General features: G+C 72.0%; 15 protein-coding genes. 8 read left to right on the forward strand and 7 right to left on the reverse strand.

Features of this window, described 5'->3' with window-relative positions:
• Positions 1–71: 71 nt before the first annotated feature.
• The 5 genes from IE271_RS29185 to IE271_RS29205 all read left to right on the forward strand — a co-directional run bounded on the left by IE271_RS29185 (position 72) and on the right by IE271_RS29205 (position 2,927).
• Positions 72–707 (forward strand): hypothetical protein, encoded by a 636-nt coding sequence (locus tag IE271_RS29185; RefSeq protein ID WP_229919624.1) that lies wholly within the window; start codon positions 72–74, stop codon positions 705–707.
• Positions 708–973: 266 nt separating this feature from the next.
• Positions 974–1,153, forward strand: coding sequence for a hypothetical protein (locus IE271_RS29190; RefSeq protein WP_190193463.1), 180 nt, complete (start codon positions 974–976; stop codon positions 1,151–1,153).
• Positions 1,154–1,287: 134 nt separating this feature from the next.
• Positions 1,288–1,803, forward strand: a complete 516-nt coding sequence (locus tag IE271_RS29195; protein ID WP_229919625.1) for a BlaI/MecI/CopY family transcriptional regulator — start codon at positions 1,288–1,290, stop codon at positions 1,801–1,803.
• Positions 1,804–1,813: 10 nt separating this feature from the next.
• Complete coding sequence (locus IE271_RS29200) at positions 1,814–2,362, forward strand: amino-acid N-acetyltransferase (RefSeq protein ID WP_190193464.1); 549 nt, start codon at positions 1,814–1,816, stop codon at positions 2,360–2,362.
• Positions 2,363–2,588: 226 nt separating this feature from the next.
• Positions 2,589–2,927 carry a histone-like nucleoid-structuring protein Lsr2 gene (locus IE271_RS29205; protein WP_190193465.1) on the forward strand — a complete coding sequence of 113 codons (339 nt, stop codon included), beginning with the start codon at positions 2,589–2,591 and terminating at the stop codon, positions 2,925–2,927.
• Here the strand turns inward: IE271_RS29205 and IE271_RS29210 are convergent.
• On the reverse strand, positions 2,906–3,598 hold the full coding sequence (locus IE271_RS29210) for an SCO3374 family protein (protein ID WP_190193466.1): 693 nt from the start codon (positions 3,596–3,598) through the stop codon (positions 2,906–2,908). The two genes, IE271_RS29205 and IE271_RS29210, sit on opposite strands and share 22 nt — an antisense overlap.
• Positions 3,599–4,029: 431 nt before the next feature.
• Between IE271_RS29210 and IE271_RS29215 the strand changes: the two genes are divergently transcribed.
• Entirely contained in the window at positions 4,030–6,555 is a 2,526-nt protein-coding gene (locus IE271_RS29215; RefSeq protein WP_190193467.1) for an ATP-dependent Clp protease ATP-binding subunit, read from the forward strand.
• Positions 6,556–6,642: 87 nt separating this feature from the next.
• Here IE271_RS29215 and IE271_RS29220 read toward each other — a convergent pair whose 3' ends face one another.
• Positions 6,643–7,287, reverse strand: coding sequence for an HAD family acid phosphatase (locus IE271_RS29220; protein ID WP_190193468.1), 645 nt, complete (start codon positions 7,285–7,287; stop codon positions 6,643–6,645).
• Between the two features lie 795 nt (positions 7,288–8,082).
• On the opposite strand from IE271_RS29220, the gene IE271_RS29225 reads away from it, so the two are divergent.
• Positions 8,083–8,826 (forward strand): M23 family metallopeptidase, encoded by a 744-nt coding sequence (locus IE271_RS29225; RefSeq protein WP_190193469.1) that lies wholly within the window; start codon positions 8,083–8,085, stop codon positions 8,824–8,826.
• A gap of 9 nt (positions 8,827–8,835) precedes the next feature.
• On the opposite strand, the gene IE271_RS29230 is transcribed toward IE271_RS29225, so the two are convergent.
• A complete protein-coding gene (locus IE271_RS29230) occupies positions 8,836–9,414 on the reverse strand; it encodes a TetR/AcrR family transcriptional regulator (RefSeq protein ID WP_190193470.1) in 579 nt (192 codons plus the stop codon).
• A 189-nt stretch (positions 9,415–9,603) separates the two neighbouring features.
• On the opposite strand from IE271_RS29230, the gene IE271_RS29235 reads away from it, so the two are divergent.
• Complete coding sequence (locus IE271_RS29235; RefSeq protein ID WP_190193471.1) at positions 9,604–11,205, forward strand: MDR family MFS transporter; 1,602 nt, start codon at positions 9,604–9,606, stop codon at positions 11,203–11,205.
• Between the two features lie 352 nt (positions 11,206–11,557).
• Here IE271_RS29235 and cseC read toward each other — a convergent pair whose 3' ends face one another.
• The 4 genes from cseC to IE271_RS29255 form a co-directional block, all read right to left on the reverse strand.
• Entirely contained in the window at positions 11,558–12,922 is a 1,365-nt protein-coding gene (cseC, locus tag IE271_RS29240; RefSeq protein WP_190193494.1) for a two-component system sensor histidine kinase CseC, read from the reverse strand.
• 307 nt (positions 12,923–13,229) lie between these two features.
• Positions 13,230–13,946 (reverse strand): two-component system response regulator CseB, encoded by a 717-nt coding sequence (gene cseB, locus IE271_RS29245; protein WP_190193472.1) that lies wholly within the window; start codon positions 13,944–13,946, stop codon positions 13,230–13,232.
• 154 nt (positions 13,947–14,100) lie between these two features.
• Entirely contained in the window at positions 14,101–14,748 is a 648-nt protein-coding gene (locus tag IE271_RS29250) for a hypothetical protein (RefSeq protein WP_190193473.1), read from the reverse strand.
• Positions 14,736–15,287, reverse strand: a complete 552-nt coding sequence (locus IE271_RS29255; protein WP_190193495.1) for a SigE family RNA polymerase sigma factor — start codon at positions 15,285–15,287, stop codon at positions 14,736–14,738. The genes IE271_RS29250 and IE271_RS29255 overlap by 13 nt, the downstream gene beginning before the upstream one ends.
• Positions 15,288–15,309: the final 22 nt, after the last annotated feature.

A 15,309-nucleotide genomic window follows, 5' to 3' on the forward strand; every position in this document is an offset into this window, starting at 1 on the left:
CACGAGTGGCATACCGACGCCATATGACCGTCCTGAGTGGATTTTGTCGGATTAGCTCGTATCGTCACCGCATGCCCACGCCTTACGGATCCCGTGGCGGCATGGCGTTCGGCGCACAGGAGATTCGTGTGCTCCGCCGTGCCCTCGCCCTCGCCCTTCGCTCCGGCACCTCCTCCTCCGAGGACGTCCGGGACTGTCTGCGGCTCGCCGAGGCCGTCGACGAGGCGACCCGGGAGGCCGCCCGGCTGCGCGCCTTCCTGGTCGCCGACCTGACCCGCTACCGGGCCGCCCTGCCCGGCACGGCGGCCGGGTACCTGGCGCTCCTGCGGGAGGCCCTCGGCGCCGGGTACCAGCCGGGCGTCGACGACCTCGCCGCGCTGCGGGCGCTGCGCGGCAACCCCGCGGCGGCGGCCCTCCTGGAGCGCTGCCGCTCCCTGACCGAGGAGGACGTCCGCACCAGGCTCGCCCGCGCCCTGCCCGCGGCCTCCCGGGCCCGCCTGACGGCCCTCCCCGGCGGCCTGGGCGCCGCGCGCCCCGGTGACAAGCCCGGCGGGCCCGCCGCTGACCCCGCGGCCGACCCGGCCCCCACGCGCGAGCCGCGCCCCGTGCGCCTGCCCCGGCCCGTCCCGACCCCGGGCGAGGTCTTCCCGCCCCGCAGGCCGGTCCGGCCCCCGTCGGACCGCACGCGCCGCCGGGTGGCGGGCTAGTGCCGTGACCGGAAAGGTCTGCCGTGGGCTCGCGGCGTCCGGTGCGTCGCGAGGCGGAGGACCACCCTCGTACCGGGCGTACCCGGGTGGCTCCGACAGCGCGGCGTGGGGTCCCCCCCCTGCTCGAAGAGCCAGAGGGAGTGCCGTGCCGGGCGTCGTGAGCCGGTGAACCCTTCCGGTCACGGCACTAGAGCCTGTCGCCGCCCCGGCCCGCGTGTCGCGGGCCCGGCGGCGGCGTCCGCGCGCCGTCTGGCTACTCTGGAGGCATGGACTACGTCTCCGCGCTCCTGCCCCCGGTCGTGATGGCCGCGCTCTTCACCGGCGTCATCGTGACGATCGTGAAGACCCAGGGCGGGGCGAACAAGGCCAAGGAGGACGCGGCCGTCGACGCCGCCGTCGCACACGCCGAGAGCGCCCGCCGGGCGCAGGGCGACGCCGGCGCCTGAGCCCCGCCCGCGCCCGGCACCCTCAGGGGCGTACGACTCCACGTATTCGAGTCGTACGCCCTTTTTGTTTACATCGGCGCGGTAAGCCGTGTACGTCGCATCTTTCGGGACTTGCGACGGTATCGTGTTGAGTTGTGCCTCGCCCCCTGGGAGAACTCGAAGACGCGGTCATGACGCGGGTGTGGAAGTGGAACCGCCCGGTGACCGTTCGGGAAGTCCTCGAAGACCTTCAACAGGAACGCTCCATCGCGTACACCACCGTGATGACCGTTCTGGACAATCTTCACCAGAAGGGCTGGGTGCGCCGTGAGGCGGAAGGGCGGGCCTATCGATATGAGGCGGTCTCCACACGTGCGGCCTACGCGGCCGCACTGATGAACGACGCGTGGTCCCACAGTGACAACGCGGCCGCCGCTCTCGTCGCCTTCTTCGGGATGATGTCACCGGAACAGCGGGAAGCGCTGCATGATGCCGTTCGCGTCGTCCGAGTACCGGAAACCGCCGGGAGCGAGAACCGCGCGGAGGAGAACCGCACACAGGAGAACCGCGCGGATGAGAACGGCGACGAGAAGCCCGCGTACGAGAACCGCCGGGACGAGAACGGTGCGCACGAGAACCCCGCCGCCTCGCCGGACGGCGCCGGGCGATAGCGTCCGAGTCATGCCAGCAGAGCACCCCGAAGTCACCGAAGACGCCGCTAAAGCAATCACCGTCCGCCGGGCCAGGACCGGCGATGTCCCGGCGGTACGCCGCCTCCTTGACGCCTACGTCCGCGGCGGCATCCTGCTCGACAAAGCGACGGTGACGCTTTACGAGGACATCCAGGAGTTCTGGGTCGCGGAACAGGGTGCGGGCGCGGAGGCGCGGGTCGTGGGCTGCGGCGCGCTGCACGTCATGTGGGAGGACCTCGCGGAAGTGCGCACTCTCGCGGTGGACCGCGGGCTCAAGGGCGCCGGCGTCGGTCACCGCTTGCTGGAGAAGTTGCTGGAGACCGCCCGCTGGCTCGGCGTTCGCCGGGTTTTCTGCCTCACCTTCGAAGTCGACTTCTTCGCGAAGCACGGCTTCGTGGAGATCGGGGAGACGCCCGTCGACACCGATGTCTACGAGGAGCTGCTGCGTTCCTATGACGAGGGTGTCGCGGAGTTCCTGGGTCTCGAACGAGTGAAACCGAACACCTTGGGCAACAGCCGGATGCTTCTGCATCTGTGATCGCCGTCGGCTAAAACCCCGGCGCGGCATGCCCGCGGTCCCTATGTCCGAAACGCGCACGTTTCCGGACCACCCGCATCGGTAGGTCTCTCCCAGGGGTTTGTGTTTTTCCAGCAAAAGCGGTTTGCTTTCCGACGTACTGCAGTACTGCATATAACAGGGGACGTGAAACAGCGGCAGCCGTCGCGGACCCCCGGCCCTGAAGATATCGATGAAAGGAAATCCGGTGGCACAGAAGGTTCAGGTCCTTCTTGTCGACGACCTCGACGGCGGCGAGGCGGACGAGACCGTGACGTTCGCGCTGGACGGCAAGACGTACGAGATCGACCTCACGACCGCCAACGCCGACAAGCTCCGCGGTCTGCTCGACCCGTACGTCAAGGGCGGCCGGCGCACCGGGGGCCGTGCCTCGGGCGGACGCGGCAAGACCCGCGCGGCCTCGGGCGGCGGCGGCCAGGACACCGCGCAGATCCGCGCCTGGGCGAAGGAGAACGGCTACGAGGTCAACGACCGCGGCCGCGTCCCCGCCTCGATCCGCGAGGCCTACGAGAAGGCCAACGGCTGAGCGCTCGCCCGCCGCAGCCGGATGCGGTGGCACTCCGTCGCCACCGTGTCCACGAGCCGTACGAGATCGGGGGCGCCCCCACCGCCCCCGCCGAGGGCCGACAGCGTCGGCAGTGACGGCTCCACCGCACAGCCCGGTTCCGGGGGTCGCAGCCACACGGCGGCCCCCTGCGGACCGCCGGCGGCCGCGAGCCCGTCGACCGGAGCCCCGTGGGGCACCGGAGGCCCGGCGGCGCCCGCACGGCCCTCCCGCCCGGCACCCGGCCCGCCCGTGACGCCCCGCGCCGACGGCGTCCACGGCGGCCCGCCCGGCGGCACGGGCGCCTCGATGCGCCCGCCCGGGCCCAGGACCCGCAGGTCCAGCGCGAGCGTCCCCCACTCCAGCCAGTCGAGCAGGCCCGGCAGTTCGTCCGCGCTGCCCGCGGCGACGAGGAACTGCGTCCGGCCGCCCCGCACCGCCACCGGCGAGCCCGGCAGCAGGTGCCGCAGCGCGGCCCGCCCCGCCTCCTCCGGCACGTCCAGCACGTCGAAGCGCACGCCGGTCTCCAGCACCGGCGGCGGGCCGGGCGCGGTCGTCCAGCCCAGCCCGTCCTCGTACCACCGCCGCAGCCACCCGTCCGGGTCCTGCGGGCGGCGCGGGGCGGGGATCGGCGGCGGGATCGCTGCGGTCATGTCAGGAGCAACCGCCCGGAGCACCCCTGGGTTACGCTGAGTCGCTGTCCGTGCGCACAGCGTGCGGAACGGGGGTGCGCTCAGAGGCGGTAGCCGGCGCAAGGATGTTCGCCCGTAGCGGAGGGAACCGGCGCTCCCGGCATGGAGTGTCAGTCGCTGCGGGTAAGACATGCCTAGTGGGAGAGGCGACACTTCGGGCCCGGGCATCTCACGTTCGCCATCGGCGTAGCGGTGGTGGGGGTATCTGCCTGGCCTGCGGGAACATCGTCTCGCACCATCGGGTTGAGGCAGATGTCGGCGTTCCGGGTCAGGAGGCCAAGGACGGTGTCGGCAGTTGGAATGAGCGGTCCCCGCTTGCGGGACTAAGCTGCGGAAGGACAGGGAGGGGAGCGTCCCCTTCACTGCCTGACCGCTCTGAGGAGCGATTAACGATGTTCGAGAGGTTCACCGACCGCGCGCGGCGGGTTGTCGTCCTGGCTCAGGAAGAAGCCCGGATGCTCAACCACAACTACATCGGCACCGAGCACATTCTCCTGGGACTGATCCACGAGGGTGAGGGTGTCGCCGCTAAGGCCCTGGAGAGCCTCGGGATTTCGCTCGAGGCGGTCCGCCAGCAGGTGGAGGAGATCATCGGCCAGGGCCAGCAGGCGCCCTCGGGCCACATCCCCTTCACCCCCCGTGCCAAGAAGGTCCTGGAGCTGTCGCTCCGCGAGGCACTTCAGCTGGGCCACAACTACATCGGCACGGAGCACATCCTGCTCGGCCTGATCCGCGAGGGCGAGGGCGTCGCCGCCCAGGTCCTGGTCAAGCTGGGCGCAGACCTCAACCGGGTGCGGCAGCAGGTCATCCAGCTGCTCTCCGGTTACCAGGGCAAGGAGACCGCCACCGCCGGCGGTCCTGCCGAGGGCACGCCCTCCACGTCCCTGGTCCTCGACCAGTTCGGCCGGAACCTCACCCAGGCCGCCCGCGAGTCCAAGCTCGACCCGGTCATCGGGCGCGAGAAGGAGATCGAGCGGGTCATGCAGGTGCTGTCCCGCCGGACGAAGAACAACCCCGTGCTCATCGGCGAGCCCGGCGTCGGCAAGACCGCCGTCGTCGAGGGCCTGGCGCAGGCCATCGTCAAGGGCGAGGTGCCCGAGACCCTCAAGGACAAGCACCTCTACACCCTCGACCTGGGCGCGCTGGTCGCCGGCTCCCGCTACCGCGGTGACTTCGAGGAGCGCCTGAAGAAGGTGCTCAAGGAGATCCGCACGCGCGGCGACATCATCCTGTTCATCGACGAGCTGCACACGCTGGTCGGTGCGGGTGCCGCCGAGGGCGCGATCGACGCGGCGAGCATCCTGAAGCCGATGCTGGCCCGCGGCGAGCTGCAGACCATCGGTGCGACCACGCTCGACGAGTACCGCAAGCACCTGGAGAAGGACGCGGCCCTGGAGCGCCGCTTCCAGCCCATCCAGGTCGCGGAGCCGTCCCTGCCGCACACGATCGAGATCCTCAAGGGCCTGCGCGACCGGTACGAGGCGCACCACCGGGTCTCCATCACGGACGAGGCCCTGGTACAGGCGGCGACGCTCGCCGACCGGTACATCTCGGACCGCTTCCTGCCGGACAAGGCGATCGACCTGATCGACGAGGCCGGTTCCCGGATGCGCATCCGCCGGATGACCGCGCCGCCGGACCTGCGCGAGTTCGACGAGAAGATCGCCGGTGTCCGCCGGGACAAGGAGTCCGCGATCGACTCGCAGGACTTCGAGAAGGCCGCCTCCCTGCGCGACAAGGAGAAGCAGCTCCTGGCCGCCAAGGCCAAGCGGGAGAAGGAGTGGAAGGCCGGCGACATGGACGTCGTCGCCGAGGTCGACGGCGAGCTGATCGCCGAGGTCCTCGCCACCGCCACCGGCATCCCGGTCTTCAAGCTGACCGAGGAGGAGTCCTCGCGCCTGCTGCGCATGGAGGACGAGCTCCACAAGCGGGTCATCGGCCAGAAGGACGCCATCAAGGCGCTCTCCCAGGCCATCCGGCGCACGCGTGCGGGTCTGAAGGACCCGAAGCGTCCCGGCGGCTCGTTCATCTTCGCCGGCCCGTCCGGCGTCGGTAAGACCGAGCTGTCCAAGACCCTCGCGGAGTTCCTCTTCGGCGACGAGGACGCGCTGATCTCCCTCGACATGTCGGAGTTCAGCGAGAAGCACACGGTCTCGCGTCTCTTCGGTTCGCCCCCCGGCTACGTGGGCTACGAGGAGGGCGGCCAGCTGACCGAGAAGGTGCGGCGCAAGCCGTTCTCGGTGGTCCTCTTCGACGAGGTCGAGAAGGCCCACCCGGACATCTTCAACTCGCTGCTGCAGATCCTGGAGGACGGTCGCCTGACCGACTCCCAGGGCCGGGTCGTGGACTTCAAGAACACGGTCATCATCATGACGACCAACCTCGGCACCCGGGACATCTCCAAGGGCTTCAACCTGGGCTTCGCCGCCCAGGGCGACACGAAGACCGGCTACGAGCGCATGAAGGCCAAGGTCAACGACGAGCTGAAGCAGCACTTCCGCCCGGAGTTCCTGAACCGTGTCGACGACACGGTGGTCTTCCACCAGCTCACCGAGGAAGACATCATCCAGATCGTCGACCTCATGATCGCCAAGGTGGACGAGCGGCTGAAGGACCGGGACATGGGCATCGAGCTCAGCCCGACCGCCAAGTCGCTCCTCGCCAAGAAGGGCTACGACCCCGTGCTGGGCGCCCGGCCGCTGCGCCGGACCATCCAGCGCGAGATCGAGGACGTGCTGTCCGAGAAGATCCTCTTCGGCGAGCTGCGCCCCGGCCACATCGTGGTCGTCGACACGGAGGGCGAGGGCGAGAACAAGACCTTCACCTTCCGCGGTGAGGAGAAGTCGGCCCTGCCGGACGCCCCGCCGATCGAGCAGGCCGCCGGCGGAGCCGGGCCGAACCTGAGCAAGGACGCGTAACACCCGGGCCTCCGGGCGCACGCCGGACAAGGGGCCGGTGCCTTCGGGCACCGGCCCCTTCCGCGTGCCCGGGACCCGTTCAGGGCGTCAGGAGAGCTGCCCGTCGTAGTCCGGCAGCTTGAACGTCCGTTCGGAGTGCCCGCCCGACAGGTCGGTCGCGCTGTTGCCGATGTTCGCGATGATCGTGTAGCCCCGCGCCTCGATCGCGGCGCGCCGGGCGGTCTTGTAGTCGGCCACGTCGTCGAAGAGGTCGCCGAGCCCGCGCACGTACAGCCCCGCGACGTCGTAGCCGACGTGCTGGAGGTTGTAGCGCGTCACGGACTGGACGATCCCGGGGCGGGCGGTGACGAAGAAGACCGCGACCCCGTGCTCCTGGGCGTACTCGGCGGCCTCCAGGACGGGCGCGTTGGCCGGCTGCGGGTAGCTGAAGCCGAAGTCGGTCTCCAGGGCGGTGTTGTCGACGTCCAGGACGATCGCGGGCCTCTCGCCCGCCGGGGCGCCGGCGATGCGCTCCTCCAGGTAGGGGAGGGCCTGGGCCATGACGGCCCGGCAGTCGCGTTGCCAGGTGGCGTGGTCGACGTCCTGGGCGGCGGTGGCGGTGGCGGTGACGGCCGTGGCGGCGGCCGGGGCCGCCGTGGCGGGCGCCGCGGCCGCCGGGGTCACCACGGCGCCGAGGACGGCCGCGGTGGCGGCGGCGGTGCCGAGCAGGCGCGTGCGGCTGCGTCCGGTCATGTGGGGGTTCCTCTCGTCTCGGGAAGCGGGGAACGGGTGCCGCCCGGCATCGTCGCGGCGGCGGGGGACCGGCGGGGGACACCGGCATTACCGAGTGGTAACCGATGGATGCCCACTGAGGGTCGACGAGGCGCGACGCTGTGTCGCGGGACGGCCGCGCCGGGGCGGAAGGGGTGCCGCAGGGGCCGTGGCCCGCGTCGGCGAAGGCGGACGACGGGCGTGCGTCCGGCGTCGGCGGGGGCGACCGGCAAGGGCGCGGTCGGCGCCGGCGGAAGCGGTCGACGGGCGTGCGGTCGGTACGGGCGGGAGCGGTCGGCGGGCGGGTGGTCGGCACGGGCGGGAGCGGTCGGCGGATGCGCGGTCGGCGTGGTCCGGGTCACATAGGGCGGCTGTTGGATCTTCCCGGCCCGTGACATGCCGCACAGGTCCCGGTGCCGGTACTAACCGGGGTAGTGGACCGGTCCGACGGCGCGGAGAGGACCGAGGTCCCCGTCTCCGCCGGACCTTCGGCAAGCCCTCCCGGCCACCGCCCCGTCCCGCGTCGCGGCCCTGACGGGACGCCCTCCGAAGTGCGGCTAAACCAGATGGGGTGGACCGAAAAGGATCAATTGCCGACGGGACGTCTTCTTGATCCTCAATGGTTAGTTTTCGCTCTCAAGTACGACGTACGGTCGTAGGTGGGGACTTTGTCGACGTAACGGGCCTCGGGTTACCAATGGGGCATCCACCCGGCGTGTCCCGCGACGTGCCGGGTGCGCTGATGTTCAGCCCCCCGTCCCCGGAGGTAGTCCCCGCATGTCCCAGCGCACCAAGTCCCCCCGCCCCGGCGCGTCCCCGATCCGTGCGCGTGCGGCCGTCCTGGCCGCCGGCCTCGGAGTGTCGGTCGCCCTGGGGGCCGGGGTCGCGGTCGCCGCGGAGACTGTCCTCGACAGCGCGAGCAGCACCACGGCCTCCTCCGTCAAGGCGCAGGCCGAGGCGCAGGCCAAGGCCGCCGCGAAGGCGGAGAAGGCGGCGGCCGACGCCAAGAAGACGGCCGCTGCCGAGAAGGCGGCCGCCGCGCAGAAGGCCGCCGCCGCGAAGAAGGCGGCCGCCAGGCCCGCGGCCGCCGCGAAGAGCGCCGCCTCCTGGGTCGACCCGGTCTCCGGCTACACGCTGAGCGCCAGGTTCAACCAGGCCGGCGGCATGTGGGCGGCCAAGCACTCCGGCCAGGACTTCGCGGTGCCGTCCGGCACCAAGGTGGTCGCGGCCCACGGCGGCACGGTCGTCAAGGCGGGCGGGAACGGCGCCGGCGACGGCCCCGCGTACGGCAACGCCGTCGTCATCAGGCACGGCAACGGCACGTACTCGCAGTACGCCCACCTGTCCCGCATCGAGGTGAAGGTCGGCCAGGTCGTCACCACCGGCCGGCGCATCGCCCTGTCCGGCAACACCGGCAACTCCAGCGGCCCGCACCTGCACTTCGAGATCCGCACGACCCCGGACTACGGCTCGGCCGTGGACCCGGTGGCCTTCCTGCGGAGCAAGGGCGTCAGCGTCTGACGCACCGGGTCAGGCGCCGCCGTGCGCCTGCGCGACCAGGTCCATGGCGACCTCGAGGACGGCCTTGCGCTTCTCCTCGGGGTCGCCCTCGACGTCCTGCAGGGCGAACATCCCGGCGTGCATCGTGAAGAGCGCGCTGACGCAGCGGACCTGGTCGGTCAGTGGCGCGTCCGGCTCCTTGAGGATGTCGAACAGCGCGATCATGCGCTTCTTGAAGGCGTCGCCGACGCTCAGCTCGCGGACCGTCGCCTGGTTCTCCTGCATGAAGCGGAACAGGGGCGCCGCGCCGGACAGGGCGTCGCTGTAGCGGCGCAGGACCTCCTGCTTGGTCTCCAGGCTGTGCGGCTGCTCCGCGCCCCAGGCGATCAGCTCGTCCATCGGCCTCGTCAGGTCCTCGAAGAGGCTGACGAGGATGTCCTCCTTGGTCTTGAAGTGGTAGTAGAGCGCCGCCTTCGTGACCTCGAGCCGTTCGGCGATCTCGCGCAGGGAGGTCTTCTCGTACCCCTGCTCGGAGAAGAGTTCGAGGGCCACGTCCTGGATGCGCTGACGCGTGTTCCCGCGGCGCGGCTGCTGCTTGCTGCTGCCCATGGCGGCGACTCCTCGGACTCCCTGTGCCCCGGCCGGCCGGCGGCCGTCCGACGATCATGGTGACGCCGGTACGGCCCCATCACAAACTTACTTGACGCCCGGCTAGTTCGCGGGCTACCTTCCCCCACTGTAACCAACTTGCCGGGCGGCAAGTAAGTAAAGAAGTATCACCCAGGGGAGTGGGGGACCATGGCGGAGACGAAACCGGTGGCGGAGGAGAGCGCGGGGGCACCACCGCGCAGCGTGCGCGTCGTCCTGCTCGCGCTGATGGTGGCGATGCTGCTCGCGATGCTGGACAACATGATCATCGGCACCGCGATGCCGACCATCGTGGGCGAGCTGGGCGGCCTGGAGCACCTCTCCTGGGTCGTCACCGCCTACACGCTGGCCACCGCGGCCTCCACCCCGATCTGGGGCAAGGTCGGCGACATGTACGGCCGCAAGGGCGCGTTCATGAGCTCGATCGTGATCTTCCTGATCGGCTCGGCGCTCAGCGGCATGGCGCAGGACATGGGGCAGCTCATCGGCTTCCGCGCGGTCCAGGGCCTGGGCGCCGGCGGTCTGATGGTCGGCGTCATGGCGATCATCGGCGACCTGATCCCGCCCCGGGAGCGCGGCAGGTACCAGGGCATGATGGCCGGTGTGATGGCGCTCGCCATGATCGGCGGACCGCTCGTCGGCGGCACCATCACCGACCACTGGGGCTGGCGCTGGTCCTTCTACATCAACCTGCCGCTCGGCATCGTCGCGCTGATCGCGATCAGCGCCGTGCTGCACCTGCCGAAGAAGCGGTCCGGTGGTCGGATCGACTACCTGGGCGCGGCCCTGCTGACCGTGGGCATCACCGCGATCGTGCTGGTCACCACCTGGGGCGGCACCGAGTACGCCTGGGGCTCCGCGATGATCATGGAGCTGACCGGGATCGGCGTCGCCGCGCTCGTCGGCTTCGTGTTCGTGCAGACCCGGGCGGCCGAGCCGGTCATGCCGCTGCACATCTTCCGCAGCCGCAACTTCACCCTCATGTCGGTGATCGGCTTCATCACCGGCTTCGTGATGTTCGGCGCGACGCTGTTCCTGCCGCTGTACCAGCAGTCGGTGCAGGGCGCGTCCGCCACCAACTCCGGGCTGCTGCTCCTGCCGATGCTCGGCGCGATGCTCGTGGTCTCGATGGTCGCGGGCCGGGTCACCACCTCCTCCGGCCGGTACAAGGTGTTCCCGGTCGCGGGCAGCGTCCTGATGACCGTGGGCCTGTTCCTGCTCGCGCAGATGGACACGGAGACCACGCGCCTCACCTCGGGGGTCTACATGGCCGTCGTCGGCGCGGGCATGGGCTGCCTGATGCAGATCACCATGCTGGTGTCGCAGAACAGCGTCGAGCTGAAGGACATGGGCGTCGCGTCCTCCACGTCCACCCTGTTCCGCACCCTGGGCTCGTCCTTCGGCGTCGCGATCATGGGCGCCCTGTTCAACCACCGGGTCCAGGACGTGATGGCCGAGCGGGCCGGCGCCCTCGGCTCGAAGGTGACCGAGCAGTCGGCGCAGCTGGACGCGGCGAGCCTGGCGAAGCTGCCGGAGGCGGCCCGCGAGGCGTACCAGTACGCCGTCTCCGCCGGTACGCACTCCGCGTTCCTGCTCGGCGCGGCCGTGGCCGTGGCGGCGCTGGCCGCCGCGGTGTTCGTCAAGGAGGTGCCGCTGCGGGGCGCGGGACCGAAGAAGCCGGCCGGGGACGACGCGGCAGGGGACGCCGCGCCGGGCGAGGGGGAGCGGCGGACGGTGGCAGAGGCCGTCTGACCTCCCGGCGTCCCTCCCCGGCCACGGGAGGCCCCCGGCGGACATCCGCCGGGGGCCTCCCGCGTGCCCGCCGGGGGCTCTCGCGGCCGTGCGCGGGGCGGGTGGGACCCGGGTGCGCGGCGGGCGGGACTCGGGCGCGTGGGCGGTGCACGGGCTGGTGGGAGCCGGATGCGCGTGCGGTGCGCGGCCGGGCGTGCGTGCGGAGACGGTGCGTGGGGCGCGGGTGCGGCGATGCGTGTGTAGGACGTGCCGCGGGCGGGCGGGTGCGCGGTCGGGCGGCCGGGCGTCCATGTGCTGCCGTACGGTCAGGCGGCCGGCGGCGCGCGGCCGGGGGCCGTACGGCGGTGGGTGCTCAGTTGCCGGGGAGCGGCAGCATCGGGAAGCTGCCCGTGTTCGTCGGCGCGTGCTCGGGCAGCCACAGCACGGCGACGGCGCCCTCGGCGGGCACGTGCTCCGGCGCCCCGGCGGGCCGTACATTGCGGAAGGTCAGGCGCGCGCCCAGGACCCGGGCCTGGCCGGCGGCGATGGTCAGGCCGAGGCCGTGACCGTGGCCCGCGCGGTCGCGGCTGCCGGTGCGGAAGCGGCTCGGCCCGTCGGCGAGCAGGTCCTCCGGGAAGCCCGGCCCGTGGTCGCGCACCCGGATGACCCGGCCCTCGACCGTCACCTCGACCGGCGGCCTGCCGTGCTTGGCGGCGTTGACGAGCAGGTTCGTCAGGACGCGCTCCAGGCGGCGCGGGTCGGTGGTGACCTCCGACTCGTGCACCACCCGCACCTCGACGCCGGAGTCCCGCGCGGCCACCCGCCGGGACACGAACTCGCCGAGCAGGATGTCCTGCAGCTCCGCCCGCTCGGACGCGCCGTCGAGCCGGGCCACCTCCAGGACGTCCTCCACGAGCGTGCGCATCGCCTGCGCCCGGTCCCGGACCAGCTCGGTCGGCCGCCCCGGCGGCAGCAGCTCGGCCGCCGTGAGCAGTCCGGTCACGGGGGTGCGCAGTTCGTGCGCGATGTCGGCGGTGACCCGCCGCTCGGCCTCGATGCGCTGCTGCAGGGCGTCCGCCATCGCGTCCACGGCCCGTGCGAGGTCGTCGGTCTCGTCGCGCACGACACCGCCGATGGCGTCCCGCACCCGTACGTCCGTGTCGCCCTTGGCGACCTGCCCGGCCGCCGCGGCCGCCTTGCGCAGCCGCCGCGAGAGCTGCCCGCCGATGAGCACGCCGAGCGCGCAGCCGCCGAAGACCACCGCTATCGAGCCGATGAGCAGCGCCCGGTCCAGGTCCTTCATGATCGTGGCGCTGCGGTCGGTGAACCGCGTGTGCAGCGAGAGGATGCGGCCGTCCTTCAGCGGCACGGCCGCCCAGATGTCCGGCGCGCCGTCCGACGGCTCGGCGATGTAGGTGGCCCGCCGGCCGGCCCTGGCCTTGACCAGCAGGTCCTTCGGGATGCCCGGGTCGTCGATCTTGATGCCCGGGAAGTTGGTCCGGCCGGACGTCTCGAAGTTCCGCTGCGCGATCTGGACGCGCTCGTCCGCCAGGTCGCGCGCGTTGTCCAGCATCGAGACCCGGGCGGCGTTGTGCACCACGAGGCTCAGCGCGATCGCGACCAGCGCGCCGACCAGCGCGATCGCCGCGCTGATCTTCCAGCGCACCCCGGTCCGCAGCTTCGGCGCACCGGCGCGCAGCGCCGCGAGGCCGGCCCTCCACCGACCGGTGCTCCGCAGGCCCGTGGGACCGGTCCTCCTCCACTGCTCCGCGGGACCGGTTCCCCGCCTCCGCGCGGTTCCGGCGTGCTGCTCCGCGGTGCCGCCGCGCCGCTCCCCGCTCCCGGTGCTCCGCTCCGCGGTCCCGGTGCGCGCTCGCGCGGCTCCGGTCCGCGGGTCCGCGGAACCGGTTCGTCCGCCGGGCCCGTGCGGCATCCCGTCCCGTCCGTCCCGCCCGTTCCGCGCGCGCCGCGACCCCGCGCGCCCGGCTCCGTCCGGGCGCTCCGGTTCGTCCTCCGGGCCGTGTTCCGTCCCCCGCATGGTCCGCTCAGGCCCTCAGCTTGTAGCCGAAGCCGCGGACCGTCTCGATCCGGTCCTGGCCGATCTTCGTACGCAGCCGCTGCACGTGGACGTCGACGACGCGGGTGTCGCCGCCCCAGCCGTAGTCCCAGACGCGCTCGAGGAGCTTGTCGCGGGAGAGGACCGTGCCGGGCGCGGCCGAGAACTCCAGCAGCAGCCGCATCTCGGTGGGCGTCAGCGCCACCGGCCGGCCGGACCGGCGCACCTCCATGCCCTCGGTGTCGATCTCCAGTTCGCCGGCGCCGAAGGTGAGCACGCCGCCGTCGACCGGGTCACCGGGCTCGGGGCCGCCGGCGGAACCCGCGCCGCTCGCGTGCCCGAAGCGGCGCAGCACCGCGCGGATGCGGGCGACCAGCACCGCCCCGTCGAAGGGCTTGGTCACGTAGTCGTCGGCGCCCGCCTCCAGGCCGAGGACGACGTCGATGGAGTCGGCGCGCGCGGAGAGCATGATCACCGGGACGGTGGACTCGTCCCGGATGCGACGGCACAGGGAGACGCCGTCGAGCCCCGGCACCATCACGTCCAGGAGGGCGATGTCGGGCCGGTCCGCGCGGAACGCCTCCAGGCCCGACAGCCCGTCGGGCATCGCGGTGACCGCGAAGCCGTCGCGCTCCAGCGCGAGCTGGGTGGCCTCGCGGATGACGTCGTCGTCCTCGACGAAGAGGACGTGGGTCTGCTCTGCCATCCGGTGCTCTCAGTATCGATCTGCTGGTCTGTCGGTCTGCTGGTCTGTCGCTCGGTCCGTCGCCCGCCCGGCCGGTGGTCGGGCTGTCGCGGGCGGGGCGGCCGGCGGGCGGGCCGGTCCCGCCGTCGCCCCTTGCGGGGCCGGCGTCCCGCGGTCAGCCCTTGGCCGGGGAGGGGGTGTCCCCGCCCACGACCTTGCTGTAGTCGTTGTGCGTGCGGGTCTGCTCGGCGAAGCGGCCCGTGCTCCAGTGGTACGTGATCACTTCCTCGCCGGAGGGGTACTCCACGGAGTCCCCCTTCTCGTACACCTGCTGGGTCACCACGAGGTCGCCGCGGTCTATCTCCGCGTACACCGGCGGCTCCTCGGCCCGGAACACGTTCTGGTAGCCGTCGCCGTCCACGCGGTACACGTACGAGCCGACGCCGACCGCGTCGCCGCAGGTCATCACGTTCACCACGATGTCGTTGGCGGTCCCGCCGGTCAGCTTGCCGTACGAGACGTCGACCGGGTACTCGTCGGCGACGCACGGCTTCAGATCGTGTTTGACCGCGGTACTGACCAGCGGGTCGTCCTTGACGAGCGCGACGGCGTCCACGCGCTCGGGGGAGGAGGGCGAGACCGCGGGCGTGGCGGTGCCGGCCGCCACCGAGTCGGAGCGGGCCGGCCCCTCGTCGCGGGCGCCGGTGCCGCCGGTGCCGCAGGCGCTCACGGACAGGGTGAGGGCGGTGAACCCGGCCACCGCCGTGATCACCGCCTGCAGAGCCCGTTCGGCTCCGGTGGCCCTGGTGCCTAGGCCGCGCAACGCTCCCGCTCCTCACGTCCTTCGAGCGCGCCCGCACAGCGCTCCTGCCGCGCGCGGCTCTCCAGCTCCTCGCGGAGCCGGGCGAGCGCCCGGTGCAGCGTGCTCTTGACCGTGCCGGCCGACATGCCGAGGGCGGCGGCCGTCTCCTCCGTGGACATCTGCTCCCAGTGTCGCAGCACCACGACACTGCGCTGCTTGGGAGCCAGCACCCTCATGACGTCCATCAGCAGGGCGCGGTCGGCGTGCTGCTCGGTGGAGTCCTCCACGGTGGCGTCCGGGAGCTGCTCGGTGGGGACCTCCTCCAGCTTGCGGGCGCGCCACCACTCCGTCCGCGTGTTGATCATGACGCGGCGCAGATAGGCGTCCGCCAGGCGCTTGTCGGCGATGCCCTCCCAGCGGCCGTACGTGCGCACCAGCGCGGTCTGCAGCAGGTCCTGGGCCTCGACCGGGTCGGGCACCAGGCGCCGGGCGCTGCGCAGCAGCGCGTCCTGTCGCATGCGGACGTACTCCTCGAATCCGAGCACCTCGCCCTGCGCCATCACGACCGCCTCCGCTCCCCGT

The sequence above is a fragment of the Streptomyces minutiscleroticus genome, from assembly GCF_014650875.1.
GTDB lineage: Bacteria > Actinomycetota > Actinomycetes > Streptomycetales > Streptomycetaceae > Streptomyces > Streptomyces minutiscleroticus.

Coding starts and splice junctions, on each gene's coding strand:
- IE271_RS29230 (WP_190193470.1), bottom strand. CDS start 9,414: ATGGGCAGCAGCAAGCAGCAGCCGCGCCGCGGGAACACGCGTCAGCGC.
- IE271_RS29225 (WP_190193469.1), top strand. CDS start 8,083: ATGTCCCAGCGCACCAAGTCCCCCCGCCCCGGCGCGTCCCCGATCCGT.
- IE271_RS29220 (WP_190193468.1), bottom strand. CDS start 7,287: ATGACCGGACGCAGCCGCACGCGCCTGCTCGGCACCGCCGCCGCCACC.
- IE271_RS29235 (WP_190193471.1), top strand. CDS start 9,604: ATGGCGGAGACGAAACCGGTGGCGGAGGAGAGCGCGGGGGCACCACCG.
- IE271_RS29215 (WP_190193467.1), top strand. CDS start 4,030: ATGTTCGAGAGGTTCACCGACCGCGCGCGGCGGGTTGTCGTCCTGGCT.
- IE271_RS29200 (WP_190193464.1), top strand. CDS start 1,814: ATGCCAGCAGAGCACCCCGAAGTCACCGAAGACGCCGCTAAAGCAATC.
- IE271_RS29255 (WP_190193495.1), bottom strand. CDS start 15,287: ATGGCGCAGGGCGAGGTGCTCGGATTCGAGGAGTACGTCCGCATGCGA.
- cseB (WP_190193472.1), bottom strand. CDS start 13,946: ATGGCAGAGCAGACCCACGTCCTCTTCGTCGAGGACGACGACGTCATC.
- IE271_RS29190 (WP_190193463.1), top strand. CDS start 974: ATGGACTACGTCTCCGCGCTCCTGCCCCCGGTCGTGATGGCCGCGCTC.
- IE271_RS29185 (WP_229919624.1), top strand. CDS start 72: ATGCCCACGCCTTACGGATCCCGTGGCGGCATGGCGTTCGGCGCACAG.
- IE271_RS29210 (WP_190193466.1), bottom strand. CDS start 3,598: ATGACCGCAGCGATCCCGCCGCCGATCCCCGCCCCGCGCCGCCCGCAG.